21 protein-coding genes are annotated in these 23,719 nt (G+C 63.5%); 11 read left to right on the forward strand and 10 right to left on the reverse strand.

Going from position 1 to position 23,719, the window contains the following annotated elements:
* Together Q8N40_RS07470 and Q8N40_RS07475 are read right to left on the reverse strand one after the other, a co-directional pair.
* On the reverse strand, nucleotides 1–257 hold a 257-nt coding region (locus Q8N40_RS07470; protein WP_305711377.1), incomplete at its 3' end, for a metallophosphoesterase.
* A 162-nt stretch (nucleotides 258–419) separates the two neighbouring features.
* Entirely contained in the window at nucleotides 420–1,016 is a 597-nt protein-coding gene (locus Q8N40_RS07475) for a TetR family transcriptional regulator (protein ID WP_305711362.1), read from the reverse strand.
* A 439-nt stretch (nucleotides 1,017–1,455) separates the two neighbouring features.
* On the opposite strand from Q8N40_RS07475, the gene purB reads away from it, so the two are divergent.
* From purB to Q8N40_RS07515, 8 genes are all read left to right on the forward strand, one after another.
* Complete coding sequence (gene purB / locus Q8N40_RS07480; protein ID WP_305711363.1) at nucleotides 1,456–2,763, forward strand: adenylosuccinate lyase; 1,308 nt, start codon at nucleotides 1,456–1,458, stop codon at nucleotides 2,761–2,763.
* A gap of 8 nt (nucleotides 2,764–2,771) precedes the next feature.
* Nucleotides 2,772–3,311, forward strand: coding sequence for an MOSC domain-containing protein (locus tag Q8N40_RS07485; protein ID WP_305320614.1), 540 nt, complete (start codon nucleotides 2,772–2,774; stop codon nucleotides 3,309–3,311).
* A 249-nt stretch (nucleotides 3,312–3,560) separates the two neighbouring features.
* Complete coding sequence (murI, locus tag Q8N40_RS07490) at nucleotides 3,561–4,355, forward strand: glutamate racemase (protein WP_305711364.1); 795 nt, start codon at nucleotides 3,561–3,563, stop codon at nucleotides 4,353–4,355.
* A gap of 83 nt (nucleotides 4,356–4,438) precedes the next feature.
* Nucleotides 4,439–5,218, forward strand: coding sequence for an HpcH/HpaI aldolase/citrate lyase family protein (locus Q8N40_RS07495; RefSeq protein WP_305711365.1), 780 nt, complete (start codon nucleotides 4,439–4,441; stop codon nucleotides 5,216–5,218).
* Between the two features lie 202 nt (nucleotides 5,219–5,420).
* Nucleotides 5,421–6,200, forward strand: a complete 780-nt coding sequence (locus Q8N40_RS07500; protein WP_305711366.1) for an acyltransferase — start codon at nucleotides 5,421–5,423, stop codon at nucleotides 6,198–6,200.
* Between the two features lie 326 nt (nucleotides 6,201–6,526).
* The gene (gene rpsD, locus Q8N40_RS07505; RefSeq protein ID WP_305319152.1) at nucleotides 6,527–7,144 is read left to right on the forward strand and encodes a 30S ribosomal protein S4; all 618 of its coding nucleotides are present in this window, start codon (nucleotides 6,527–6,529) and stop codon (nucleotides 7,142–7,144) included.
* 144 nt (nucleotides 7,145–7,288) lie between these two features.
* The gene (locus Q8N40_RS07510) at nucleotides 7,289–8,434 is read left to right on the forward strand and encodes an alpha-hydroxy acid oxidase (protein WP_305711367.1); all 1,146 of its coding nucleotides are present in this window, start codon (nucleotides 7,289–7,291) and stop codon (nucleotides 8,432–8,434) included.
* 39 nt (nucleotides 8,435–8,473) lie between these two features.
* A complete protein-coding gene (locus Q8N40_RS07515) occupies nucleotides 8,474–9,541 on the forward strand; it encodes a low specificity L-threonine aldolase (RefSeq protein ID WP_305711368.1) in 1,068 nt (355 codons plus the stop codon).
* A 10-nt stretch (nucleotides 9,542–9,551) separates the two neighbouring features.
* Here Q8N40_RS07515 and Q8N40_RS07520 read toward each other — a convergent pair whose 3' ends face one another.
* Entirely contained in the window at nucleotides 9,552–10,001 is a 450-nt protein-coding gene (locus tag Q8N40_RS07520) for a cupin domain-containing protein (RefSeq protein ID WP_305711369.1), read from the reverse strand.
* A gap of 122 nt (nucleotides 10,002–10,123) precedes the next feature.
* Nucleotides 10,124–11,881, reverse strand: a complete 1,758-nt coding sequence (locus Q8N40_RS07525) for a beta-(1-6) glucans synthase (protein WP_305711370.1) — start codon at nucleotides 11,879–11,881, stop codon at nucleotides 10,124–10,126.
* A 114-nt stretch (nucleotides 11,882–11,995) separates the two neighbouring features.
* Here Q8N40_RS07525 and Q8N40_RS07530 point away from each other — a divergent pair, with 114 nt between their 5' ends.
* Nucleotides 11,996–13,450 carry a GH1 family beta-glucosidase gene (locus Q8N40_RS07530; RefSeq protein WP_305711371.1) on the forward strand — a complete coding sequence of 485 codons (1,455 nt, stop codon included), beginning with the start codon at nucleotides 11,996–11,998 and terminating at the stop codon, nucleotides 13,448–13,450.
* Nucleotides 13,451–13,520: 70 nt separating this feature from the next.
* Here the strand turns inward: Q8N40_RS07530 and Q8N40_RS07535 are convergent, their stop codons facing one another.
* The 4 genes from Q8N40_RS07535 to grxD are packed head-to-tail and all read right to left on the reverse strand — an operon-like array spanning nucleotide 13,521 to nucleotide 17,017.
* Nucleotides 13,521–14,825 carry a serine hydrolase gene (locus Q8N40_RS07535; RefSeq protein ID WP_305711372.1) on the reverse strand — a complete coding sequence of 435 codons (1,305 nt, stop codon included), beginning with the start codon at nucleotides 14,823–14,825 and terminating at the stop codon, nucleotides 13,521–13,523.
* The gene (locus tag Q8N40_RS07540) at nucleotides 14,806–16,086 is read right to left on the reverse strand and encodes a serine hydrolase (RefSeq protein ID WP_305322723.1); all 1,281 of its coding nucleotides are present in this window, start codon (nucleotides 16,084–16,086) and stop codon (nucleotides 14,806–14,808) included. Before Q8N40_RS07540 ends, Q8N40_RS07535 begins: the two co-directional genes overlap by 20 nt.
* Before the next feature lie 41 nt (nucleotides 16,087–16,127).
* Entirely contained in the window at nucleotides 16,128–16,682 is a 555-nt protein-coding gene (locus Q8N40_RS07545) for an O-acetyl-ADP-ribose deacetylase (protein ID WP_370871001.1), read from the reverse strand.
* A complete protein-coding gene (gene grxD / locus Q8N40_RS07550) occupies nucleotides 16,679–17,017 on the reverse strand; it encodes a Grx4 family monothiol glutaredoxin (RefSeq protein ID WP_305322724.1) in 339 nt (112 codons plus the stop codon). The genes Q8N40_RS07545 and grxD overlap by 4 nt, the downstream gene beginning before the upstream one ends.
* Nucleotides 17,018–17,318: 301 nt before the next feature.
* Here grxD and egtB point away from each other — a divergent pair, with 301 nt between their 5' ends.
* Together egtB and egtD are read left to right on the forward strand one after the other, a co-directional pair.
* The gene (gene egtB / locus Q8N40_RS07555; protein ID WP_305711373.1) at nucleotides 17,319–18,593 is read left to right on the forward strand and encodes an ergothioneine biosynthesis protein EgtB; all 1,275 of its coding nucleotides are present in this window, start codon (nucleotides 17,319–17,321) and stop codon (nucleotides 18,591–18,593) included.
* Between the two features lie 45 nt (nucleotides 18,594–18,638).
* The gene (egtD, locus tag Q8N40_RS07560; RefSeq protein WP_305711374.1) at nucleotides 18,639–19,601 is read left to right on the forward strand and encodes an L-histidine N(alpha)-methyltransferase; all 963 of its coding nucleotides are present in this window, start codon (nucleotides 18,639–18,641) and stop codon (nucleotides 19,599–19,601) included.
* A 36-nt stretch (nucleotides 19,602–19,637) separates the two neighbouring features.
* On the opposite strand, the gene Q8N40_RS07565 is transcribed toward egtD, so the two are convergent.
* Together Q8N40_RS07565 and Q8N40_RS07570 are read right to left on the reverse strand one after the other, a co-directional pair.
* The gene (locus tag Q8N40_RS07565) at nucleotides 19,638–22,778 is read right to left on the reverse strand and encodes an efflux RND transporter permease subunit (protein ID WP_305711375.1); all 3,141 of its coding nucleotides are present in this window, start codon (nucleotides 22,776–22,778) and stop codon (nucleotides 19,638–19,640) included.
* A gap of 21 nt (nucleotides 22,779–22,799) precedes the next feature.
* Nucleotides 22,800–23,719 (reverse strand): efflux RND transporter periplasmic adaptor subunit (locus tag Q8N40_RS07570; protein WP_305711376.1); only part of this gene is annotated, 920 nt, incomplete at its 5' end.

Consider the following 23,719-nt stretch of genomic DNA (forward strand, 5'->3'; position numbering starts at 1 on the left):
TCGATCGCGGCCTGGGCTTCGGCATTCATGCTTTCGGAGGGCGTGCTGATGGCGTTGTCGTGGTTGCCGCGCACGGCGATGGCGCCGCTATTGACGAGCCCCATCACCGTCTCGACCGTCCATTCCGGATCGGCGCCATAACCGACATAGTCGCCGAGCAAAATCATTCGCTGCGCGCCGCGCGCCCGTGCAAAATCGAGGCATGCTGAAAACGCCTGCCGATTGGCATGGATATCCGCAAAGACAGCCAGCAGCACGATTTCCTCCGCCTGCACGATATCCGTCGAGCGAGTGTCCGGCTTGACGGACATCAAACAACACGGCGATGGGGGCTTGCAACTTGATGCAAGCAATCGGGTTCGGCTGCCGAATTCGAGCGCTGTTACGTGGCGCGGGGGGCAATAGCGCGCGAAGACTAATCAGCGCTTGCGCGGCGCTTCCAGTCCCCGCAGCAGCAGCGCCAGCACCGCGTCGATCCGCGCGGCGAATGCCGGGTCGCTCCATTCCTCGGCATGGGCGGGATGATGGAAGCGGATGGTGGCGTCGAACACCGCGCGCGACGTCGCCTTGACGTCGGCGATTTCGAACGCGCCCTGCTTCACGCCGTCGGACAGGATATGCTCGACCTGGTCGCAGAGGCATTCCTTGTGCGAACTCACCGCCTGACAGGCTTCCTGCGCCAGCGCCAGATAGGTCGCGAACATCTCGGGGTCGTCGGACAGTTTCTTGTGCCTGGCCGCAAACAGCGTGCGCAGCCAGCGCTCCAGCCGGGCCGGCGCCGGTCCCGGCCCTTCCACGATCTTCTGCAGCGGCGCATTGAAGCGGTCGAGCCAGCGTTTGGCGACGGCCTGGCGCAGCGAGGCCTTGCTGGGAAAATGCCGGTAGACGCTGCCATGGCTGACATCGAGCGCACGGGCGACATCCACCACGGTGGCCTTCGCCAGCCCAAAACGGCGCAAGACGTCCTCGGTGACTTCGAGGATCCGCTCGGGGGTCAGAACTACATTCTCGTTCATGCGCGCACCGTCTGCTTCCAGTCGTCGTGGCGGGCGGCCAACGCCGCCCTCTTTTAACGGGCTAAACGGCTGGCCTGCGCCTCAAGATGGCGGGCAACCCGGGCGTCGAGCCAGCGTTGGATGTGTTGGACGAAATCAAGGAACTCGATCGTCATGGCTAAGTCCTCTGCAAGTCCGCTGGCCCGCGGTCGATCGGCCGCCGGGCCAGGGTGACGCCCATCAGCGGCGTCACGAGCGATATAGCCTATCTTGCTAACAGATTACAATATCTGTTAGTCAATGTTTCGTGATCATAGGAGGCACAGGTTGCCGGCAAGGGCTCCCCGCACCCGGCCGGGCCGAGGTTTGTCTCACCGGGGCGGCTCTGCTAAAGCGCGGCGTAAAAACAATCGGCCGGGAATCGCACGCGATCCCCCGCTTTGCTCGCCCGGAGTCCTCGATGATCCCCCGCTATACCCGCCCGGAAATGGCCGCCATCTGGGAGCCGCTGACCCGTTTCAAAATCTGGTTCGAGATCGAGGCCCATGCCTCGGATGCCCAGGCCGAACTTGGCGTGATCCCGAAAGAGGCCGCCAAAACCATCTGGGCCAGGGGCAAGGACGCCCAGTTCGATGTCGCGCGGATCGACGAGATCGAACGCGAGGTCAAGCACGACGTCATCGCCTTCCTCACCCACCTCGCCGAATTCGTCGGTCCGGATTCGCGCTTCGTGCACCAGGGCATGACCTCGTCCGACGTGCTCGACACCTGTTTCAACGTCCAGCTCACCCGTGCGGCGGATATGCTGATCGCCGACATGGACAAGGTGCTGGCGGCGCTGAAGCGGCGCGCCTTCGAGCACAAGATGACGCCGACCATCGGCCGCTCCCACGCCATCCACGCCGAACCCACCACGTTCGGATTAAAACTGGCCTATGCCTATGCCGAATTTTCACGCGCCCGCGAGCGCCTGGTCGCCGCGCGCAAGGAAGTAGCGACCTGCGCGATCTCGGGGTCGGTCGGAACCTTTGCGCATATCGATCCGCGCGTCGAGGAACACGTTGCCAGGGCAATGGGCCTCGCGGTCGAGCCGATCTCGACGCAGATCATCCCGCGCGATCGTCACGCCATGTATTTTGCCACGCTCGGCGTGATCGCCTCGTCGGTCGAACGCCTCGCCACCGAAATCCGGCATCTGCAGCGCACCGAGGTGCTGGAAGCCGAGGAATTCTTCTCCGAGGGCCAGAAGGGCTCCTCCTCGATGCCGCACAAGCGCAACCCGGTGCTGACGGAAAACCTCACGGGCCTGTCGCGGATGGTGCGCGCCTATGTGACGCCGGCGATGGAGAACGTCGTGCTGTGGCACGAGCGCGATATCTCGCACTCCTCGGCCGAACGCATGCTGGCGCCGGACGCCACGGTCACACTCGATTTCGCGCTGAACCGGCTGGCCGGGCTGATCGAGAAGCTGGTGATCTACCCTGAAAACATGCGGAAGAATCTCGACCGTCTCGGCGGCCTGATTCATTCGCAGCGGCTGTTGACGGCGCTGACCCAGAAGGGCTGTTCGCGCGAGGATTCCTATCGCCTCGTGCAGCGCAACGCGATGCCGGTGTGGCGCGGCGAAGGCGACTTCGAGACGCTGCTGAAAAAGGATGCCGAGTTGAAGAAGTATCTCAGCGATGCCGAGATCTCCGAGCAGTTCGACCTCGGCTATCACTTCAAGCACGTCGATACGATCTTCAGGCGGGTGTTCGGCGAAAGCTGAGCGGAATCATGGGAAGCGTCCTCGCCGTCAGCGCCCGCCGTGGCCATCACTTCAGCAAGACCCCGAGCCTGAGCATTCGCCTGCTCCGCGGACTGGGCGTGGCCGGCGACGCCCATATGGGCGAGACGGTCAAGCACCGCTCCCGCGTCCGCCGCGATCCGACCCAGCCCAATCTGCGGCAGGTGCATCTGATCCACGCCGGGTTGTTCGACGAATTGCGCGGCAAGGGTTTTGTCGTGCGGCCCGCCGACCTCGGCGAGAACGTCACCACCTCGGGCATCGATCTGCTGGCGCTGCCATCGGGCACGCGGCTGCATCTTGGGACAAGCGCGGTGGTCGAGATCACCGGGCTGCGCAATCCCTGCATCCAGATCGATACCTTTCAAAAAGGCTTGATGGCGGCGACGCTGGACAAGGATGCGGACGGAAATCTCATCCGCAAGGCCGGGGTCATGGGCATCGTGATATCGGACGGCGACATCAGGCCGGGCGACGCAATCCGCGTCGAACTGCCGGCAGGGCCGCACCGGCCCTTGCAGCCTGTGTAACCCCAGGCAATCCGCCGAGCAGCGTTTTGTGGCACTCGTCGAGCGTAGCCGGTTTCTGGTTACCATCATATAACCTATTGTTAATGCTATATTATTACAAAACCGAAATAAGACTGCTACTGTACATGGGGTTGTTTTCGATATTTTTGTTTGGGAACGAGAACCGGGATCGATCCGCGTCGGCTCTCCGCGGCGCAACCACGTCCGATAACACCTGAATGATCATGCGAGATCGGCTAGAAACACGGCGTGACAGCACCTCCGACGATTCTGGTTTTCGATTCCGGCCTGGGCGGGCTCACGGTCTTGCGTGAGATCGTCGGGGCGCGGCCAGACGCTCATTATGCCTATGTCGCCGACGATGCTTTCTTTCCCTACGGCCATCATGGCGAGGACGAGATCATCGCGCGCGTGGTGCCGCTGATCGGCGAACTGATCGCCGCGCATACGCCCGACCTCGTCGTGATCGCCTGCAACACCGCCTCCACGCTGGTCATGTCGCATCTGCGCGAGCGGTACCAAGTCCCCTTTGTCGGGACGGTGCCCGCGATCAAACCGGCCTGCGCCAGTTCGAAGACCAGGCGGGTGTCGGTGCTGGGCACCAGGGGCACCGTGAAGCGCGAATACACCAGGGCGCTGATCCGCGATTTCGCGCAAGGCTGCGACGTGACGCTGGTGGGTTCGGCGGATCTCGCCTCGCTGGCGGAAAGGGCTTTGAGCGGCGAAGCGGTCAGCGACCGCGCGATAGCGGCCGAACTCGCGCCCTGCTTCATCGGCACCGGCGCGAGCGATCCGCATCGAACCGACACCGTGGTGCTGGCCTGCACTCATTATCCCCTGCTGATGGATCGGCTGGTCCGGCTGGCGCCGTGGCCGGTGGACTGGGTCGATCCCGCGCCCGCGATTGCGCGGCGGGTTTCGGAATTGCTCGGCCCCCCCGGCAGAGCCGACCATACCGGCGCCGAAATGATCTTCACCTCGAAGCGCCCGCATACGCTGAGCCAGGCCCTGATGCCGTTTTTCGGCGGCCGCGTCCCGGCGTGAACGCATATTGAACTTTTCGGCGTCACGCCGCGCTGCTAGCTTTTCCAGGCACGCGATCAAGCCAGCCCCATGGAGCTTCGAATTTGACGCAAGCCGCGCCTGCACCGTTGAACCGTCTCCGCAGACTGTGGCAGGAGGGGCGTCCGACATTGGGCGCGATTGCGACCATTCCCTCGATCCAGACCGTGCAGATCATGGCGCGCTCCGGGCTCGACTGGATCATCGTCGACCTCGAGCACGGGCCGATCGATCTCGGCTCCGCGCACGCGATGATCACGGCCACGGCAGGCACGCCATGCATCCCGCTGGCGCGGATTGCCGCCAACGAGCCCTGGCTGGCGAAGGCGCCGATGGACATCGGCGCGCTCGGTATCAATTTCCCGATGATCTGCAGCGCTGCGGATGCGGAGAAGGCCGTGCGCAGCGTGCGCTATCCGCCGCGCGGCGACCGGCTGTGGGGTCCGTTCCACGCCCCGTTCCGCTGGGGCGTTTCGATGCCCGACTACATGGCGACCGCCGACGACGACATGATCTGCATGATCACGATCGAGCATGTCGACGCGGTCGAGCGCATCGACGAGATCATGGCCACCCCCGGCATCGACATCGCGGTGATCGGCCCCGGCGACCTCGCCACTTCCATCAACAAGCGCGGCCGCATCGACGATCCCGACGTGCAGGCGCTGATGGCGCGCGCCGAGGCCGGCATCCTCAAGAGCGGCGTGCCGATCGGCGGCGTGGCGCGCACCGCTGAACAGGCCAACGCGATGATCGATCGCGGCTACCTGGCACTGGCGCTCGGCTTCGACTGGTCGCTGTTCCAGCGCGGCATCGCGGCGAGCTTTGAGGGCATCAGACGCTGAAGCCTGGATGCTTCTAATGCAGCGCTGGCGCGCCGCGAGGAAATTCAAGCATATTCAACGCGGTGTGATAAAATACGACAGCGTCCCGCCGGACGGGGTTGCGCAAAGGCTGGCGTCAGGCCGGCCGGTTCGTGCTAGATGAAGTGCCGGTGGACAGGCAATCCGGCCGTCCGGTTCGATGTTGCGGAACTTGAGTGGAACGATGCGCGGAACGGTTCGAAAAATCTCAATGCCGCGCCGTCTCGTCGCCGACCTCATGCATGCCTCGATCCGCGTGCCCTTTGTTTCGCTGACCCGCACCCTCAACGTCCGTCCGCTGATCGAAGCCCGCGCGCTGGCGGCGGAACCGCCCGGCTGGGCGGCCATCTTCGTCAAGGCGTTCGCGCTGGTGGCGAAGGACGAGCCCGTGCTGCGCACGCTCTACGCCAAATGGCCGTGGCCGAGTTTCTACGAGCTGCCGCGCAGCATCGCGATGGTTGCGATTGCGCGGGTCGAGGACGGCCAGGATTGCGTGCTGCCGCAAAAGGTCCCGGCGGCGGATGTGCTGCCGCTGACCGAGGTCGATGCGCAGATCCGGCAGGCAAGGGATGCGCCGATCGGCGAAGTGCCGGCGTTTCGCAAGATCCTGCAGGTGACGCGGCTGCCGCTGCCGCTGCGCCGGCTGGCGTGGCTGGTCGGCCTCAACTTCGGTCGCCAGCGCGCCAACTGGTTCGGCAGCTTCGGCGTGACCTCGGTGGCCGCCTACGGCGCCGGGGAACTGCATGCGCTGAGCCCGGGGCCCTTTATTCTCAGTTACGGCGTGGTGGCGCCGGACCAGACCGTCGACGTGGTGATCCGCTGGGATCACCGGATCACCGACGCCGCCCTGATCGCCAAGGCCCTGACCCGGCTGGAACAGGTGCTGAACGGCGAGATCGCCGCCGAATTGCGCGGCCAACGGCAGCAGACCGAGCCCAAGCCGGTCCGGGCGGTCGCCACCTGAAGGCGAAAAAAGCCTTCATTCCGGGGCGATAGCATCGAACTAGGAATCCCGGGATTCCCCGGTGCGCTACTGCGCACCTGAGGTCGGTCCTGCGGACCATCCCGGAATGACTGCTTCCGAGTCCGGAATGACGGTCTTTTCATTGACATACCCCCGGTTTCTCCCTAGAAACCGCCTGCTCGCGGGCCGTTTTCGGCCCGCGTTGCGTTTCGCGACCCGTGGCCCGTCCCTTTCAAGCTTTAGGGGGTGGGCCTGTCGGCACCGGGAAATTCCCGGCGCACAGGAGGGCGCGTTTCCTCAAAACTCAAACCTTCAAAGAGGACGCGATGACTAAGCGCAGTGAGGCGAAATACAAGATCGATCGCCGTATGGGCCAGAACATCTGGGGCCGCCCGAAGAGCCCCGTCAACCGCCGCGAATATGGCCCCGGCCAGCACGGCCAGCGCCGCAAGGGCAAGCTCTCCGACTTCGGCGTGCAGCTGCGCGCCAAGCAGAAGCTGAAGGGCTACTACGCCAACATTTCCGAGCGCCAGTTTCACGGCATCTATGTCGAAGCCGGCCGCATGAAGGGCGACACCGGTGAAAACCTGATCGGCCTGCTGGAGCGCCGTCTCGACACCGTGGTCTATCGCGCCAAGTTCGTCGCCACCATGTTCGCCGCGCGCCAGTTCATCAACCACGGCCACATCAAGGTCAACGGTCGCCGCGTCAACATCGCGAGCTACAAGGTCAAGGTCGGCGATCTCATCGAGGTCAAGGAATCCTCCAAGCAGCTCGCCGTGGTGATGGAAGCGAGCCAGCTCGGCGAGCGCGACGTGCCGGACTTTCTCGAAGTCGATCACGGCAAGTTCACGGCGAAGTTCGCCCGCATCCCGCATCTGTCCGACGTGCCGTTCGCGGTGCAGATGGAGCCGCATCTGATCGTCGAATTCTATTCGCGCTGATCTCAATCGTCGGCGGTTTCACAGAGATCAAAGGCCCCGGTTTTGCCGGGGCCTTTTTGCATGCCGGCGGGATCATCGACGCGGCCGGCTGGGACGTATAGCATCGTCCGCAACACGCGGGCTCGAGCGAATGCGGGGGACAACATGCGCTTGAACGACTGTCACAACTTCCACGATTTCCGCAAATTGGCGCAGCGACGGCTGCCCGGCCCGATCTTCAATTACATCGACGGCGCGGCCGATGACGAGGCGACCCTTCGCCAGAACACCGCAAGCTTCGAGCGCTGCGACCTCGTGCCAAACGTGCTGCGCGGCGTGGAAACCGTCGATATGTCGGTGACCGTCATGGGCCAGAAGCTCGCGATGCCCCTGTATTGCTCCCCGACCGCGCTGCAACGGCTGTTCCACCATAGCGGCGAACGCGCCGTGGCCGCCGCCGCGGCGAAGTACGGCACCATGTTCGGCGTATCCTCGCTCGGCACGGTCAGCCTGGAAGAGCTGCGCAAGGCGCACGACACGCCGCAGGTCTATCAGTTCTATTTTCACCGCGACCGCGGTTTGAACCGCGCCATGATGCAACGCGCCCGGGAAGCCGGCGTCGAGGTCATGATGCTGACCGTGGACAGCATCACCGGCGGCAACCGGGAACGCGACAAGCGCACCGGATTTTCGATTCCGTTCAGGCTGACGCTGGGTGGGATGTACCAGTTCGCCATCAAGCCGATGTGGGGCATCAACTACGTCACGCATGAACGCTTCAAGCTGCCGCAACTGGATCAGCACGTCGACATGAGCGGCGGCGCCATGTCGATCGGCCGGTACTTTACCGAAATGCTCGACCCCTCCATGAACTGGGACGACGTCGCCGAAATGGTGCGATTGTGGAACGGACAATTCTGCCTGAAGGGCATCATGTCGGTGGCGGATGCCAGGCGCGCGGTTGAAATCGGCTGCACCGGCATCGTGCTGTCCAACCATGGCGGCCGGCAGCTCGACGGCTCACGCGCCGCATTCGATCAGCTGGCGGAGATCGTCGATGCCGTCGGCGACCGGATCGACGTGATCATGGATGGCGGCATCCAGCGCGGCACCCATGTGCTGAAGGCACTTTCGCTCGGCGCCAAGGCCGTTGGCGTCGGACGATTCTATCTTTATCCTCTCGCGGCAGCCGGCCAGCCCGGCGTCGAGCGCGCGCTTGGCCTGATGCGGGCCGAGATCGAGCGGGGAATGAAGCTGATGGGATGCACGGCAATCGACCAGCTCTCCCGCGAAAACCTGCGGTTCAGATAATCCACCCCGCCATTCAATTGCCAACGACGAGAACCAGCCATGCACTACACCCCTGCCCTGCCCGATCCCAGGCAAACGCCGGTCCGCATCAACCTGCTGTCGGACACGCAGACGCGCCCGACACCTGGGATGCGCGAAGCGATCGCGCGGGCCGAGGTCGGCGACGAACAGATCGGCGACGATCCGACCGTGAATGTGCTGTGCGAACGGGTGGCCGACTTGCTCGGCAAGCAGGCGGCCGTGTTCATGCCTTCCGGCACCATGTGCAATGTCGCGGCAACCCTGGTGCATTGCCGGCCCGGCGACGAAATCCTCGCGCATGAAACCGCCCACATCATCGCGCGCGAAGGCGGCGCCCATGCCGCGCTCGGCGGGTTCCAGATCACGCCGCTGTCCGGCGCCGACGGACAATTTTCGCCGGATACCTTGCGCAAGGCGATTCACCCGCGCAGCCGCTACCAGCCGCCGCAGACGGTGGTCAGCGTCGAACAGACCGCCAATATCGGCGGCGGCACGATCTGGAGCAAGGCCGCGCTCGATGAAGTCGTGCAGATCGCCAGACAAAACGGCATGGCCACCCACATGGACGGCGCGCGGCTGCTGAACGCCTGCGTCGCGACAGGCATCAGCGCCCGCGATATGGCGGCGGGCTGGGACTCGGCCTGGATCGATTTTTCCAAGGGCTTGGGAGCACCGATCGGCGGCGTGATGGCCGGCAGCAGCGATTTCATCGACGAGGTCTGGCGCTGGAAGCAGCGCCTCGGCGGATCAATGCGGCAGGCCGGCGTGTGCGCCGCGGCCTGCGTCTATGCGCTCGACCACCATGTCGACCGCCTGGCGGACGATCACGCCAACGCCCGCGCGCTGGCGCGGGGGCTGTCGCAGATCCAGGGCATCGAGGTGCAGCAGCCCGAGACCAACCTCGTTTTCTTCAAGCCCGACGGCGCCGGCGTCAGCGGCGACGCCATGGTCAAGGCGTTGCGACAGCGCGGCGTGCTGCTCGCGATGATGGACGGCCGCATCCGAGCCTGCACCCATCTCGATGTGTCCGCCGAAATGATCGAGGAGACGGTCGGGCTGGTGCGCGAGATCGTGCGGGGGGCGTAGCGAAACGCCCTCACCCCTTGCGGGTATGCCCCCAGGTCTCGTCCCAGTCCTGACCGGCAGCGTCGATGACGCGGCCGTCGGCTTCGAAGAACTTGTTTGGGACCTGGAAGATCGCCAGCATCAGCCCGCCCTGCGGACACCAGGCGACGTGGCGGCTGCCCTGCTCGCGCCAGATGAATTCGCCGGCCTTGCATTCGATGCCCTGGGCCGGGCCTTCCTTGTCGACCAGGCTACCCTCGAGCACATAGGTCTGCTCGATATTGACGTGCTCGTGGTCGGGCAGCACCGCGCCCGGCTCGAAGCGCATCAGCGCGGTCATCAGGCCGGTCTTGTGGTCGAACAGCAGCGTCTTGGCCTCGCAGCCGGGGAAACGGGTCTTCTGCCACTCCATGGTCTCGGGGCGAACGAGGTGAGAATGCGTCTCGGCGGTGTGCGAGCCCTTTGGCGTCACGGCGTCCATGGCGTTGCCTCCTTCCATTTCTTGTTATGGTAGCGATGATAGCAGCTTTGCCCGCGCCCGCCAGCCGGCGCTGAAGTGAACCAATGCTGCTTTGCATCGCAGCAAGGACTTTTCGTCTGCGGTTATCGCCGCGCCGCGACCCGGTTTGGCTCCGTCAGCTGGACCGCTGGTCCCTGGGGTTGCATCGCCGAGCCAACCCCACCAAGCACCGCGGTCAATGCCGTTTCGGCGGCCGCCACGGTGCGTGGCCGCCATAGCGTGATGCCGAGCACGAGGTATGCCGCGCAAGTCCACAATGACTGCCAGTTACGAGGCCCTTCGTTGAAGACGATGTAGAGCGAAGCAAGGGCGAACAGTCCGGCGAACACGGCCTCGGCGAGTGGCCGCTTGCCCCATTCCGGAGGGTTGAGGAACGCCACGGCGCAAAACGGCACCACGGCCATGGTCAGCGCGGCGAACGGAAAATCGCGCCAGCGTGCGTCGAACACGAGGCTCAGCGCTATTTCCGTTCCGATCAGGGTGGTCACGATCAGCGTCATGCCCAGGGTAGTCGTCATGAACGATCGGGGACTGCCTTCGGACGGTCCCAGCACTTCAAAAAACGACGGAAGCGCGCGTCCCGAAATCAGGGCATTGGCACACAGCAGCGGCGCAACCATTCCCGCTGCCAGCAGCGAGCCCTGGACCAGCCAGCCGCCGATCCCGAAGCTTTCAAGAATCATCTTTTCGGCGCCTATCCCGAGCAAAATCCCGCCTGTCGTCGCGGATATCGCCACAGCGATCCATGGCGCCATCCGCGGCGGCGATGGCCGGCCCCTCCGTGTCAGCAATGCCGCTGCGAAGACGCAGGTGCAAAGCACCATCCCGCACACCATCTGCAGCTTCCAGAACGGATGGTTGCTGATATCAGCGCCATCAGGATATTTCAGCTTGCGCTCGGTGCCGTCGAGCAGGCCCCAATAGCCGCCCACCGTACCTTCCCAGCGGCGCTTCCACGGCTCGTCATAGGCCTCGAACACGTTGACGCGAAAATTGTCCCGCCTCGCCCGATCGAGAATCTCGGACGTAAACCGTGCCTGATTGATCCGGGAGGCCAGAGCGCCGTCGCGCATCCGCCCGTGGCTCGGCCACCCCGTTTCGCCGATCAGGATGTCCTTGCCGGGAAAGGCCGCGGCTACCTGCATGCGGACGTGATCCACATGCGCCGCAGCGTCCTCGGCGCGAACCGGAACGTCTTCCCAATAAGGCAGGAAATGAACGGTGACGAAATCGACATCGGCGCCCATCTCGCGGTAGCGCAGCCAGAATTCCCAGACGTCGGCGTAGGTCACCGGAATATCCACGCGCGGCTTGACCGAACGGATGATCTCCCGCAGGTCGGACACGGTCATCTCTCCGCGCAGCAACACCTCGCTGCCGACGATGATCGCCGTGACAACGCCGGGATACTGCCTGGACAGGGAAATCGCGGTGTCGATGAGCAGGGCGTTCTTGGCGCGATCACGTCCGATCCAGACTCCGAGCAGGACCTTCAACCCGACCCTGGAGGCGAGTTCGGGCACCTTGTCCAGCCCGTTGTCGATGGAGTAGATGCGGATGCACTTCGATATCCTGGCGAGCTCGACCAGGTCCTCCGCGATCTGCTGCGGGCTGACGATCAGTGTCTGGTCATGCGGCGTCTGATCGTTGCGGAACGGCGCGTAGGAAACGCATTCCAGTTTCGCCGCGGCATCGACCGGCGCCCGCGCCAGCGTCACCGGTGTGGCCAGCCACCACCATACCCCCGCAATGATGGCAAGGGAGATCAAGAAAAGCGCCAGTGGCGTACGCAAGACGATGGTCCTATCCTTCGGCAGGTAATCTCGCTGGCGGCACGCCATTTGCGCCACTTGGCACAAATTTGTAGCATCCGGTTCCGACCTGCATCAAGGCCGGGTGCGAGGGGCGAACTGCGTCTGCCGCATATTTTGTCCCAGCACGAGACACGTGAACCGATGGCATTCAAGGGACTTACCCGTCGCCAATTCGCAGGGCTCACCGGCTGGTCGGCTCTTGGACTATCGGCGCTGTCGGCCGCATCGGGCCGGGCTGAGGCGGCCGCCGCTTCCGGCTTCCCCAGCGGGTTTCTGTGGGGAACGGCGACCTCGGCCTATCAGATCGAGGGCGCCGTCAACGAAGACGGCCGCGGCGCCTCGATCTGGGACCGCTTCGCCCATACGCCCGGGACCATTTCCGATCGCAGCAACGCGGACACCGCAACCGACCATTTTCATCTGTACCGGGAAGACGTCCAGTTGATGAAGGCGCTGGGCGCCAAGGCCTATCGTTTTTCGATTGCGTGGCCGCGTATCTTCCCGGAGGGAGCCGGCGCGCCAAACCCCAAGGGCCTCGATTTCTACAACCGGCTGGTGGACGAGTTGCTGGCGAACGGCATCGAGCCGTTTGCCACCCTGTACCATTGGGACCTGCCGCAGGCGCTTCAGGATCGTTTCGGCGGCTGGACCTCCCGCGACACCTCGAAGGCCTTTGCGGATTATTCGGCTTACGTGGCGAAGCATTTGAGCGACCGCGTGAAGTACTTTTTCACGATCAACGAATGCTCCCGACTGGTTCACCTCGGGCATAAATATGGTGCGGACGCCCCAGGCCTCAAATTGCCCCCATCGGGACTGAACCAGGTCCGTCACAACGTCGCGCTGGGACACGGTCTCGCGGTGCAGGCGGTCCGGGCCCACGGGCGCGCAGGGACCAGGGTCGGTCCGGCCGAGAATGCCGTGAGCTGTATTCCCGCGATCGAAACGCCCGAGAACATCCGCGCCGCCGAGATTGCCACGCGCGAACTCAATGCCGGCTATCTGACCGTGATGCTGGAAGGCAAGTACACCGAGGCCTTCCTGGCGCAGGCCGGCAAGGATGCTCCGAAATACACCGAAGAAGACTTGCGCATCATTTCCTCGCCGATCGATTTCGTCGGGCTGAATATCTATACGCCCGACCATTATGTCATTGCCGCCGGCAACGAACGCGGCTTCACCCTGGCGCCGTTTCCCGCATCGTTTCCGCACATGAAAGCGAGCTGGCTCAGGCCCGGCCCCGAAGCCATGTACTGGGTGCCGCGCCATGTCGCCAAACTGTGGAACGTGAAGTCGATCTACATCACCGAGAACGGAACCTCGGGGAGCGACCAACCGGCGGCGGACGGCACGGTCTATGACGTGGATCGCATCATGTATCTGCGCAACTACCTGACGCAGCTGCAGCGGGCGACGTCGGAGGGCGTGCCCGTGCTGGGGTATTTTTTGTGGAGCCTGATGGACAATTTCGAATGGTCGGACGGATATGAGCAACGCTTCGGCATTTACCGTGTCGACTTCGATACCAAGCGTCGCACGCCGAAGCTGAGCGCGGCTTTCTATCGCGAGACGATCGCGCGAAACGCCGTGGTTTAGTCAATTCACCTGAACCGGCACGCTTTCTTCTCCCCTCCCCCCGCGAAGCGGTGGGGAGGAGAGAAAATTATCAATCCTTGCGCAGGCCCTTGCCCAGTGCCTCATACATCATAGTCTTCAACGTCAGTTGAATCCGCCCGCCCTGGGTGGGCGCCGCCACCATGAAGACAACGAGCATGTCGTCCACGGGATCGACAAAATAGAAGCTGCCGCCCGCGCCGTCCCAGCGGTATTCGCCGAGTGGCCATGTCGTGTTTGGCGGCGGCGAGGTGCGCACGGCAAAGCCAAGACCGAAGCCGCTGCTCGGGCCCGGAAAATAGAAGGGGTCGTGAATGATCCCTGTCTCAGGCCCGATCTGGTCCGACGTCATCAACGCGACCGTCTCGGGCTTGAGGTACTGCTTGCCGTCCAGTCTGCCTCCGTTCAGCAGCATTTGCAGGAAGCGGGCGTAATCCCCTGCGGTCGAGACCAGGCCCGCACCGCCGGATTCCCAGCGCCGCGGCAAGGTCGGATCCCTGACTCCGGCCACCCGAAAGCGATCGACGGGAAATGCCCCCGCGATACGCGGCCGCTTCGCTTCATCCGCGACATGATATTCAGTATCGGTCATGCCGAGCGGATCGAACAGTCTCTGCTTTTCGAATTGAAACAGTGTCTGCCCCGAGACCACCTCGACGACACGGCCGAGCACGTCGGTTGAATGGCCGTAGTTCCAGCGCGTGGCGGGTTGATCGGCGAGCGGCAGGATCGCGATCCGGTCTGCGAATTCGGCGTTATCGAAATCGCCGGCATACAGCTGGGGATTTCCGTAGAGCTTCGTCACCGCCGCTTCGCCGAAGAAGCCGTAAGTGATACCCGAGGTGTGCCGCAACAGATCCCTGATCGTGATCGGGCGCTTCAATGGCTCGAGCTTGAGCGGATATTGTCCGGCTTCATCGGAAACATCGACGCCGACTTTGGCATCCGCAAAGGATCGAATGTATTTCGATACGGGATCATCGAGCGACAGCTTGCCGTCATCGATCAGCATCATCGCGGCAACGGACGTGACGGCCTTCGACATCGAATAGATCTGGAAGATCGTATCCGGCGTCATCGGTTGCCGGGTCTCGGGATCCCGCAAGCCAAGACTTTCGAAATAGACCGGCTTGCCGTGCTGCTGGATCAAAAGGATGGCGCCGGGAATCTTGCCCGTCGCAACTTCGTCGCGAATGGTGTCGGCAATCCGATCGAGGGCTGCGCGTGAAAACGTTGGCGCTGGTGGCGCCTGGGATTGGGCGCATACCTCGTGCGCCCCTCCGGTAACCAGGGCAACCGCGAGCGCTGCCGCAACAAGGCAGCGCTGCGCGAAACCGTCAGTTCTCCATCGCTTCATAGACGAGCTGCTTGAGCGTGCGCTGGACGCGCTGGCGTTCCGTCGGGGTCTGCTCGAGCACCACGAAGAGCATGTCCTGCTTGCGGTCGATCACCATGTAGCAGCCGGAGGCGCCGTCCCATTTCAGTTCGCCCAGCGATCCCACCGGTGGCGGCTTGGCGATGCCGGGATCGGTGCGCACGGCAATCCCAAGCCCCATGCCGAAGCCGTCACCGGGAAAATAGAAATAATCCCGCTCGACACCGGAGTCCTTGCCAGTATGGTCCGACGTCATCAGTTCGAACGTCTTCGGGTTCAGATAGGTCTTGCCCTCGTACGTGCCGCCGTTGAGCAGCATCTGCGCAAACTTCGAGAAGTCAGACATGGTCGAAACCATGCCGCCGCTGGCGGATTCCCACTTCTGTCGAACCTCGGTCCTGTACTCGCGGCCGACCCGGAAATTGCTGTCGTTCGGCACCGGCTGGGCGAGCCGTTTGAGCCTTTCGGGTTCGGTGACGAAGAAGTTGGTGTCGGTCATGCCGAGCGGGTCGAGCAGCTTTTCCTTCTCGATCTCGAGCAATGATTTTCCGGACACGATCTCCATGATCCGCGCCAGGATGTCGGTGGAATGGCCGTATTGCCAAAGCGCGCCCGGCTGGTTGTGCAGCGGCAGTTTGGCGATCCGCTCGGCGAACTCGGCAAGGTCGAATTCGCCCGCATAGAGGTTGGCGTCCTTGTAGGCCTTGCGCACCAGGCTGTCGCCATAGAAGCCATAGGTGATGCCGGAGGTATGGCGCATCAGGTCGAGAATGCTGATGGGCCGGGTCAGCGGCACGAGTTCGAGCGTCTTGGTGCCGTCCTCGGCCTTTTTCTCCACGCCGACCTTCATGTTCGCGAAGGATGGAATGTACTTCGAGACGGGATCGTCCAGCTTGATCTTGCCGTCCTGGATCAGCTGCATCGCCACGACGGAGGTGATCGCCTTGGTCAGCGATGACAGCCGGAAGATGGTCTTGTCCGAGATCGGCGTCTTCGACACCACGTCCTGTACGCCGAAGGTTTCGTGATAGACATCCTTGCCGCGCTGCCGGATCAGGACGTTCGCGCCGGCGATCTTCCCGGTCGCCACCTCGTTCCTGAAGAACTCGGTGATCTTGGCAAGCTTGTCCTGATTGAAACGCGCGCCGGCGGGAATATCGAACGTGGCTTCGGCGCGGACCGGCGCGACCGCCAGCATCAGCGCACCGCAGGCGACCGCACGCAGCAATCGAGAAGAACTCATTGGACCCCCTCCAGAATTCGGAAGGGAGTGTAACCCGGACCCTAGTCTGCGCAAGGGCTGCCGAAGCCAGCCAGTACCTGTTCGTGCAGGCGCCCGCCATGCTCCGAAAAGCAGCAGAATATGACGCGGTTGATGCAGGGTGCCGCGATCAACGCATCGACGGTCGTGGCGACGGCAATCCTGGCCGCGCGCTCGGCGGGAAATCGATAGACGCCGGTGGAAATGGCAGGAAAAGCCACTGAATTGAGATCACTGGTCCGGCACAAATCGATGGCGCGGCGATAGCAGGAGGCGAGCAGCGCGTCCTCGCCCTGATCGCCGCCGTGCCATACCGGGCCCACGGCGTGGATCACGTGCCCGGCCTTCAACAGATAACCCCGGGTGATTTTGGCATCGCCGGTCGCGCAGCCATGGAGGGTAAGGCATTCCGAGAGAAGCCCGGGCCCCGCCGCGCGATGGATGGCGCCATCGACGCCGCCCCCGCCGAGCAGGGACGAATTGGCGGCGTTGACGATCGCGTCAACGCTCAAGGTCGTGATATCGGCAACGACGGTTTCGAGACGCGCCGCGCCGAACTGGCGCGCCGCCAGGATCAGGCGGAGGCCGCCGCGTTGACGGTGACGCCCTTGTCGGCCAGCAGCTGCTGCAGCTCGCCGGCCTGGAACATCTCGCGGATGATATCGCAGCCGCCGACGAATTCGCCCTTGACGTAAAGCTGCGGGATGGTCGGCCAGTTCGAATAGGTCTTGATGCCGTCGCGCAGGTCGGCGGATTCCAGCACGTTCAGGCCCTTGTAGCCGACGCCGACGTGGTCGAGGATCTGAACCACCTGACCGGAAAAACCGCACTGCGGAAACTGCGGTGTGCCCTTCATGAACAGCACGACGTCGTTCGACTTCACTTCATTATCGATAAATTGCTCGATGCTCATTTTCGCGTCCTTTGCGGCTCAGCCCTTCGGGCCGGCATCAGTCCGTTAAACCCGACATTGCCCATATATGTACCCCAAACCGTTGTGCATCCAAAGTAAAATGGCGGGGAGCTGGCATGCACGGGGCTTTCCGGGACCGGATATCCCCAAGCCGGCCTGTAGCCCGGGCCATAGCCTGACGGCAGCAACATCATAGCTTTGGGAGGCTTTTATCCTGCGCGGGACCCCCTATCTAGGACAGACTGATATCGGGGAACCCAAGCGCCGGTGCAACGTTTCTCTCTCTCGATCGGAGACTCCAGTGACGAAACCAGCATCCGCAGCGGCCGTGTCTGCCGCCCCTTGCCCGTCATTAATCTCCGAATCCGGCAGCCTTGCCCAGGATCTGGTGGAAGCCTATCTGACGGTCCGCAACGAGACCGAGTGCCGCGCCGCCCCCCTGACGCCGGAGGACCAGCTGATCCAGTCGATGCCGGACGCCAGCCCGGCGAAATGGCACCGCGCCCATACTACCTGGTTCTTCGAGCAATTCCTGCTCGGCGAGCACTGCAAAGGCTACCAGCCGTTTCACCCCGACTACGCCTTCCTGTTCAACTCCTACTATGTCAGCGCCGGACCGCGGCACGCACGCCACCAGCGCGGCCATCTGACCCGCCCCGGCGCCGGGGAAATCGCCGCCTACCGCAGGCATGTCGATGCGGCAGTGGTGAAGTTCTTTCGCGAGGCCGGCGATGACGCCCTGAAAGCAGTCGCCCCGCTGGTCGAAGTCGGCCTCAACCACGAGCAGCAGCATCAGGAATTGATGCTGACCGACATCCTGCATGCGTTTGCTCAGAACCCGATTCCGCCCGCCTACGATCCGATGTGGACCTTCCCGGCTTCATCCCGAACCGGCGACGAAATCCGCGCCGGCGAGGAATGGGTTATGCTCAACGAGGGCATCCACACCGTCGGGCACAGCGACGACAGCTTCCATTTCGACAATGAAAAGCCCGCGCACCGCGCGCTGGTCGGCCCCGTCAGACTGGCGCGCAACCTCGTCACCAATGCCGACTGGCTCGGCTTCATGCAGGACGGCGGCTACACGACGCCGACGCTGTGGCTGATGGATGGTTTTGCCGCCGTCGAAAAGGAAGAATGGCGGGCGCCCGGCCATTGGCGCCGGATCGACGGCGAATGGCACATCATGACGCTGGCCGGACTCAAGCCGGTCGATCCGTCGGCCGCGGTCTGCCATGTCAGCTATTACGAAGCCGACGCCTTCGCGCGCTGGAGCGGCAGGCATCTGCCGACCGAGATGGAATGGGAGGTCGCGGCGAAGGCCGGGCAACTCAACGACGCCTTCGGCATCGTGTGGCAATGGACCCGCAGCGCCTACTCCCCCTACCCCGGCTACCGCGCCATCGACGGCGCGCTCGGCGAGTATAACGGCAAGTTCATGGTCAACCAGCTGGTGCTGCGCGGCTCTTCGGTTGCAACTCCTGAAGGCCACAGCCGCATTACCTATCGCAACTTCTTTTATCCGCACCATCGCTGGCAATTCACCGGGCTTCGGCTCGCCGATTACGCCACCTGATCCTTCAAATTCAGTCGCGCCGGAAAGCGCGAGCAGGAGATTGTCATGAATGTGCATGCTTTGGCCAAGGCGCACCATCTCGACGAGCAGGCATCGACGTTCGCCGGCGACGTGATCGAAGGCCTGTCGCAGCACCCGAAACGGCTGTCGCCGAAATATTTCTATGACGCCGCGGGCTCCGAACTGTTCGAGCAGATCACGGTGTTGCCGGAATACTATCCGACGCGCACCGAGCTCGGGATCCTGCGCGAACGGGCCGCCGAGATTGGTGCGATCGTCCCCAAAGGTGCGGCTCTGGTGGAATTCGGCGCCGGCGCGACCACCAAGGTCCGGCTGCTGCTGAAGCAATGCGCGTTCGGCGCCTACGTCCCCGTCGACATATCCGGCGATTTCCTCGAGGCCCAGGCCGACACGCTGCGCCGGGATTTCCCTGACCTCGACGTCTATCCGGTAACCGCCGATTTCACCGCGCCGTTCGCCTTGCCCGACGCCGTCAGGGCGATGCCGAAGGTCGGATTCTTCCCGGGCTCGACGCTCGGCAATTTCGAACCGCACGAGGCCAGCGCGTTCATGCGCAGCGCCCGCGAGATTCTCGGGCACGGCGCGCAGATGGTGATCGGCGTCGACCTCGAAAAGGACGAACGCGTGCTGTATGACGCCTATAACGACGCCGCCGGCGTCACCGCGCGCTTCAACCTCAATGTGATGGTGCGGATCAACCGCGAACTCGGCGGCAATTTCGACATCTCCGGCTTCACCCATCGCTCGATCTACAATCGCGAGCGTCACCGCATCGAGATGCACCTGATCAGCCGCAAGGCGCAGAGCGTGCGGGTGCTCGGCCACAGTTTTTCATTCCGCCCCGGCGAAACCATTCATACCGAGAACAGCTATAAATACAGCCTCGACCGTTTCACCGCGCTGGCGCGCGGCTCGGGCTGGACGGTGCGCCAGTCATGGACCGACGCGGCCAGAATGTTTTCGGTTCACGTATTGGTGGCGGACTGAGTACAGGCGCCTTGTAGCCCGGATGAAGCGCCGCGCTCAGTGCTCTGGGGCCGCGCGGACCATGCCGGTGTCCTTGATCGTCGGCATCCACAAGCGTGCCAGCACCGGGATTACCAGCAGGCTGCAGATTGGCGACAGCAGCATGCCGCCGACGATAACGCAGGCCAGCGGCTGCTGCACCTGTGAGCCGATCCCGGTGGAGAACGCCGCCGGGACGAGGCCGATGCAGGCCGACAGGCCGGTCATGAAGATCTGCCGCATCCGGGTTTCGGAGGCGCGGATGATCGCGTCCTCCGTCCCCATGCCCTCGTCGATGTCGCGCCTGATATAGGACATCAGCAGGATGCCATCCATCGCGGAGACGCCGAACAGCGAGATGAAGCCGACCGCGGCCGATACGCTGAAGTTCAGGCCGCCGATGTAAAGTCCCAGAATGCCGCCGGCCACCGCGAACGGGATGCCCGACAGCGCCAGCAGGCTGTCCCGTATCGAGTTGAACAGGCTGTACAGCAACATCAGGATCAAGAGCAGGCTGAGCGGCACGATCAGCGCGAGCCGCTTCTTGGCATCCTGCAGCGCGCCGTATTCGCCCGACCATTCCATCGAGTAGCCCTGCGGAAGCGGGACATTCTTGGCAACCCGCTCCTGCGCCTCCACCACGGTCGAACCGAGATCGCGGTCGCGGACGCTGTATTTCAGCGGGATAAAGCGCTGGCTGTTCTCCCGGTAGATGTAGGCGGCACCGCTGACGAGCTTGATCTCGCCGAGGTCGCCAAGCCTGATATAGACGGTCGGCGTTTTGGAATCCGGATTCGGCACCGCGACCGGGATGCTCTTGATAGCCTCGACATCCCTGCGGAACTCCGGCGCCAGGCGCACCGTCAGCGCGAAGATCATCTCGCCTTCATAGACCTTTGAAACTTCCTGGCCGCCAATCGCAGCCTGCACCACCGAATTGATGTCGCTGATCGAGAAGCCGTAGCGCGCGGCCTTGGCGCGATCGATCCGGACGATCAGATTGGGCTGGCCGAGCAGATTGAAGCTGGCGGGATCGGCAACCCCGCGAACGCCCGAGAGTTCGGTCTTGACCGACTTGGACAGCCGTTCCAGTTCGTTGAGATCCTTGCCGAAGATCTTGATCGAGTTCTCGCCTTTCACGCCGGAAACGGCTTCCTCGATATTGTCCTGGATGTATTGCGAGAAATTGAAGTCGATGCCGACGAATTCGCGGTTGAGCCGCTCGCTCAGCTGCTTGACCATCTGCTCCTTGGTTGTCCCGGCCGGCCATTTGTCGACGGGCTTCAGCGGGACAAAGAACTCGGCGAGGAACGAGCCATCGGGATCGGTGCCTTCATCGCCGCGCCCCTGCTCGGAAAACACGGTCTGGACCGGCGGAAAGCTCGAAATGATGGTGCGGATCCTGGCCACCGTATCCATCCCGGCTTCCAGCGTGATGGTCGGCGGCATCACCGCCCTGATCCACATATTGCCCTCTTCCAGCTTAGGCAGGAATTCGGTGCCGAGCCGCATCCCGAGGCTGAGGCACAGCACCAGAAACACCGCGGCAATCGCCGCCGCGCGGCGATAGTTGCGCACCGCAGGCACCAGAACCGCCTGGTACGCCGTACGAATATGGCGGACTAGGAAGGTTTCGACTTCCTGGACGTTCGCCGGCAGCAGGATCGACGCCAGCACCGGCGTCACGGTGAAGGTCGCGATGACGGCGCCGATCAGCGCATAGGCATAGGTCCGCGCCATCGGCCCGAAGATCTGGCCTTCCACGCCCTGCATCGTGAACAGCGGCAGGAAGGCCGCGATCGTGATGATCACCGAAAACAGGATCGCCTTGTCGACTTCGACGGCCCCGGTCAGGATCCAGCCGAGCTTGTCGCTCAGCGTGGCGGGACGATCCCCCTGCACCCGCGCCGAATGATGGGCGATCTGGCGGAAGATGTTCTCCACCATGATCACGGTGCCGTCGACGATAATGCCGAGATCGATGGCGCCGACCGACAGCAGGTTGGCGGACTCGCCCCGCATCACCGTGATCATGACCGCCAGGAACAGCGCCACCGGAATGGTCGCCGCGACGATGATCGCGCAGCGCAGATTGCCGAGGAACACCCACTGGATCAGGAAGATCAGGGCGACGCCGAACAACAGATTGTGCAGCACCGTGTCCACCGTGATCGCGACGAGGTCGCCGCGATCGTAGAACGTCTGTATCTTCACTCCCGGCGGCAGCGAACCATCGGTATTGATCTTCTCGACAGCCAGACGCACGCGCTTGACCACGTCCATGGTGCGTTCGAGCTTCTGCATCAGCACGATGCCGGTGACGACGTCGGTCTTGTCGTCGCGACTGGCGATACCGAGCCGGGGCGCAAAACCGATCTGCACCTTGGCGACATCGGACACCAGCACCGGCACGCCGCCCTGCTGGGTCAGCACGATATTGCCGATATCGTCCATCGAGGTGATGACGCCGATGCTGCGGACATTGACCGACTGTTCGCCGATCGCGATGGTGCGGCCGCCGACGTTGGAATTGCTCGACGAAATCGCGGTCATGATCTGCGGCAGCGTCAGCCCGTAGGCCATCATGCGATCGAGATTGATCTCGGCCTGGAACTCCTTGGTCTTGCCGCCGAGCACCGCGACGTCGGCTACGCCGGGCACGATGCGCAGCTTGCGTTCGACCACCCAGTCCTGCAGCGCCTTGAGCCGCATGACGTCCATGCCCGGCGGCCCCACCAGCTCGTAGCGAAAGATCTCGCTGATGCCGCCGGCCGGGGAAATCACAGGCAATACGCCGGCCGGCAGCACCGCATCCTTCAAGCGGTTGAGGGTCTGCTGGCGCACGAAATGGTAGTCGCGGCCATATTCGAACTGCAGGCGGACGAAACCCAGCCCGTAGACGGTATTGGAGCGGATGAACTTCAGGCCCGGCGTCGAGGCGACCGCGACCTCGATCGGAATCGTGATGTAGCGCTCGACTTCTTCCGGCGACTGGCCCGCCTGCTGGGCGATGATCTCGATGATCGGCGGCGCCGGATCGGGATAGGCCTCGATGTTCAGCGTCAGGAAGGAAACGTAGCCGAGGCCGAGAAAGGCCGCGAAAGCGACCATCACCAGCAGCCGCCGCGAGAGGCAGAATGCGATCAGGCTACGCAGCATGAGCGGCTCCGGCCAACCGGCTCATTGACGCCACTCATTATCGACGAAAATCGCACCGCGCCCGACCACCAGTTCGCCAATGGCAAGGCCGCTGCGAATCTGGGTCAGGCCATCCTGCTGGATCCCGATCTCGACTACGCGGCGCTTGAACAGCAGCGGCTCGGGCTCGACCCAGACCGTCGCGACATCGGCTTCGCGTATCACCGCGTGGGTCGGCACCGCCGGTGTGGTCGACGGCTCGGCGGTCCCGATCTTGAAGCTCGCGAACATTTCGGATTTGAGCACGCCGTCCGGATTGCCGATCTCGGAACGCACCATGACACGGCGTGTGTTCAAATCCGAAGCCGAACTGATGTTGGCGATACGCGCCTTGAAGGTCCGGTTGGGCGCGGCCGCAACCTTCGCCTCGATCTCCTGACCGACCCGCACAAATGGGATGTCCTGCTCGAAGATCTGGGCCTTCAGCCACATCGTCGACAGGTCGGCGATCACATACAGCGCCTCGCCCGAATCGGCCTTGACGTATTGTCCGGGACCGACCTTGCGCGAGATCACGGTGCCGTCGATCGGAGCATTGATCGGGGTGACCCGGCTGATGGTGCCGCGCTGCTCGAGTTCGGAAATTTCGGCGTCGCTGCGGCCCAAGATGCGCAGGCGGATACGGACCGCGTCGAACGCCGAATCGGCCGACCGCACGTCGCTCTCGGCGGCCGCGAGCTGCGCCTCGGCCGCCTGCAAATCCTTGAACGGGACGGCCTTGCCCTCATAGAGATCGCGGGCGCGCTTGTCGGCGATCTGGGCCAGGCCGAGCTGGGAGCGCGCCTTGTTTCTGGCGGTCTGGGCGGCGATGAACTCGTTCTGCGGCGGCACTTGCTCGGGGCTGTCGATTTCCAGCAGCGGATCGCCACGCTTGACCTGATCGCCGACCTTGGCGATCAGAC

This window comes from Bradyrhizobium sp., assembly GCF_030693485.1.
Classification (GTDB): domain Bacteria; phylum Pseudomonadota; class Alphaproteobacteria; order Rhizobiales; family Xanthobacteraceae; genus Bradyrhizobium.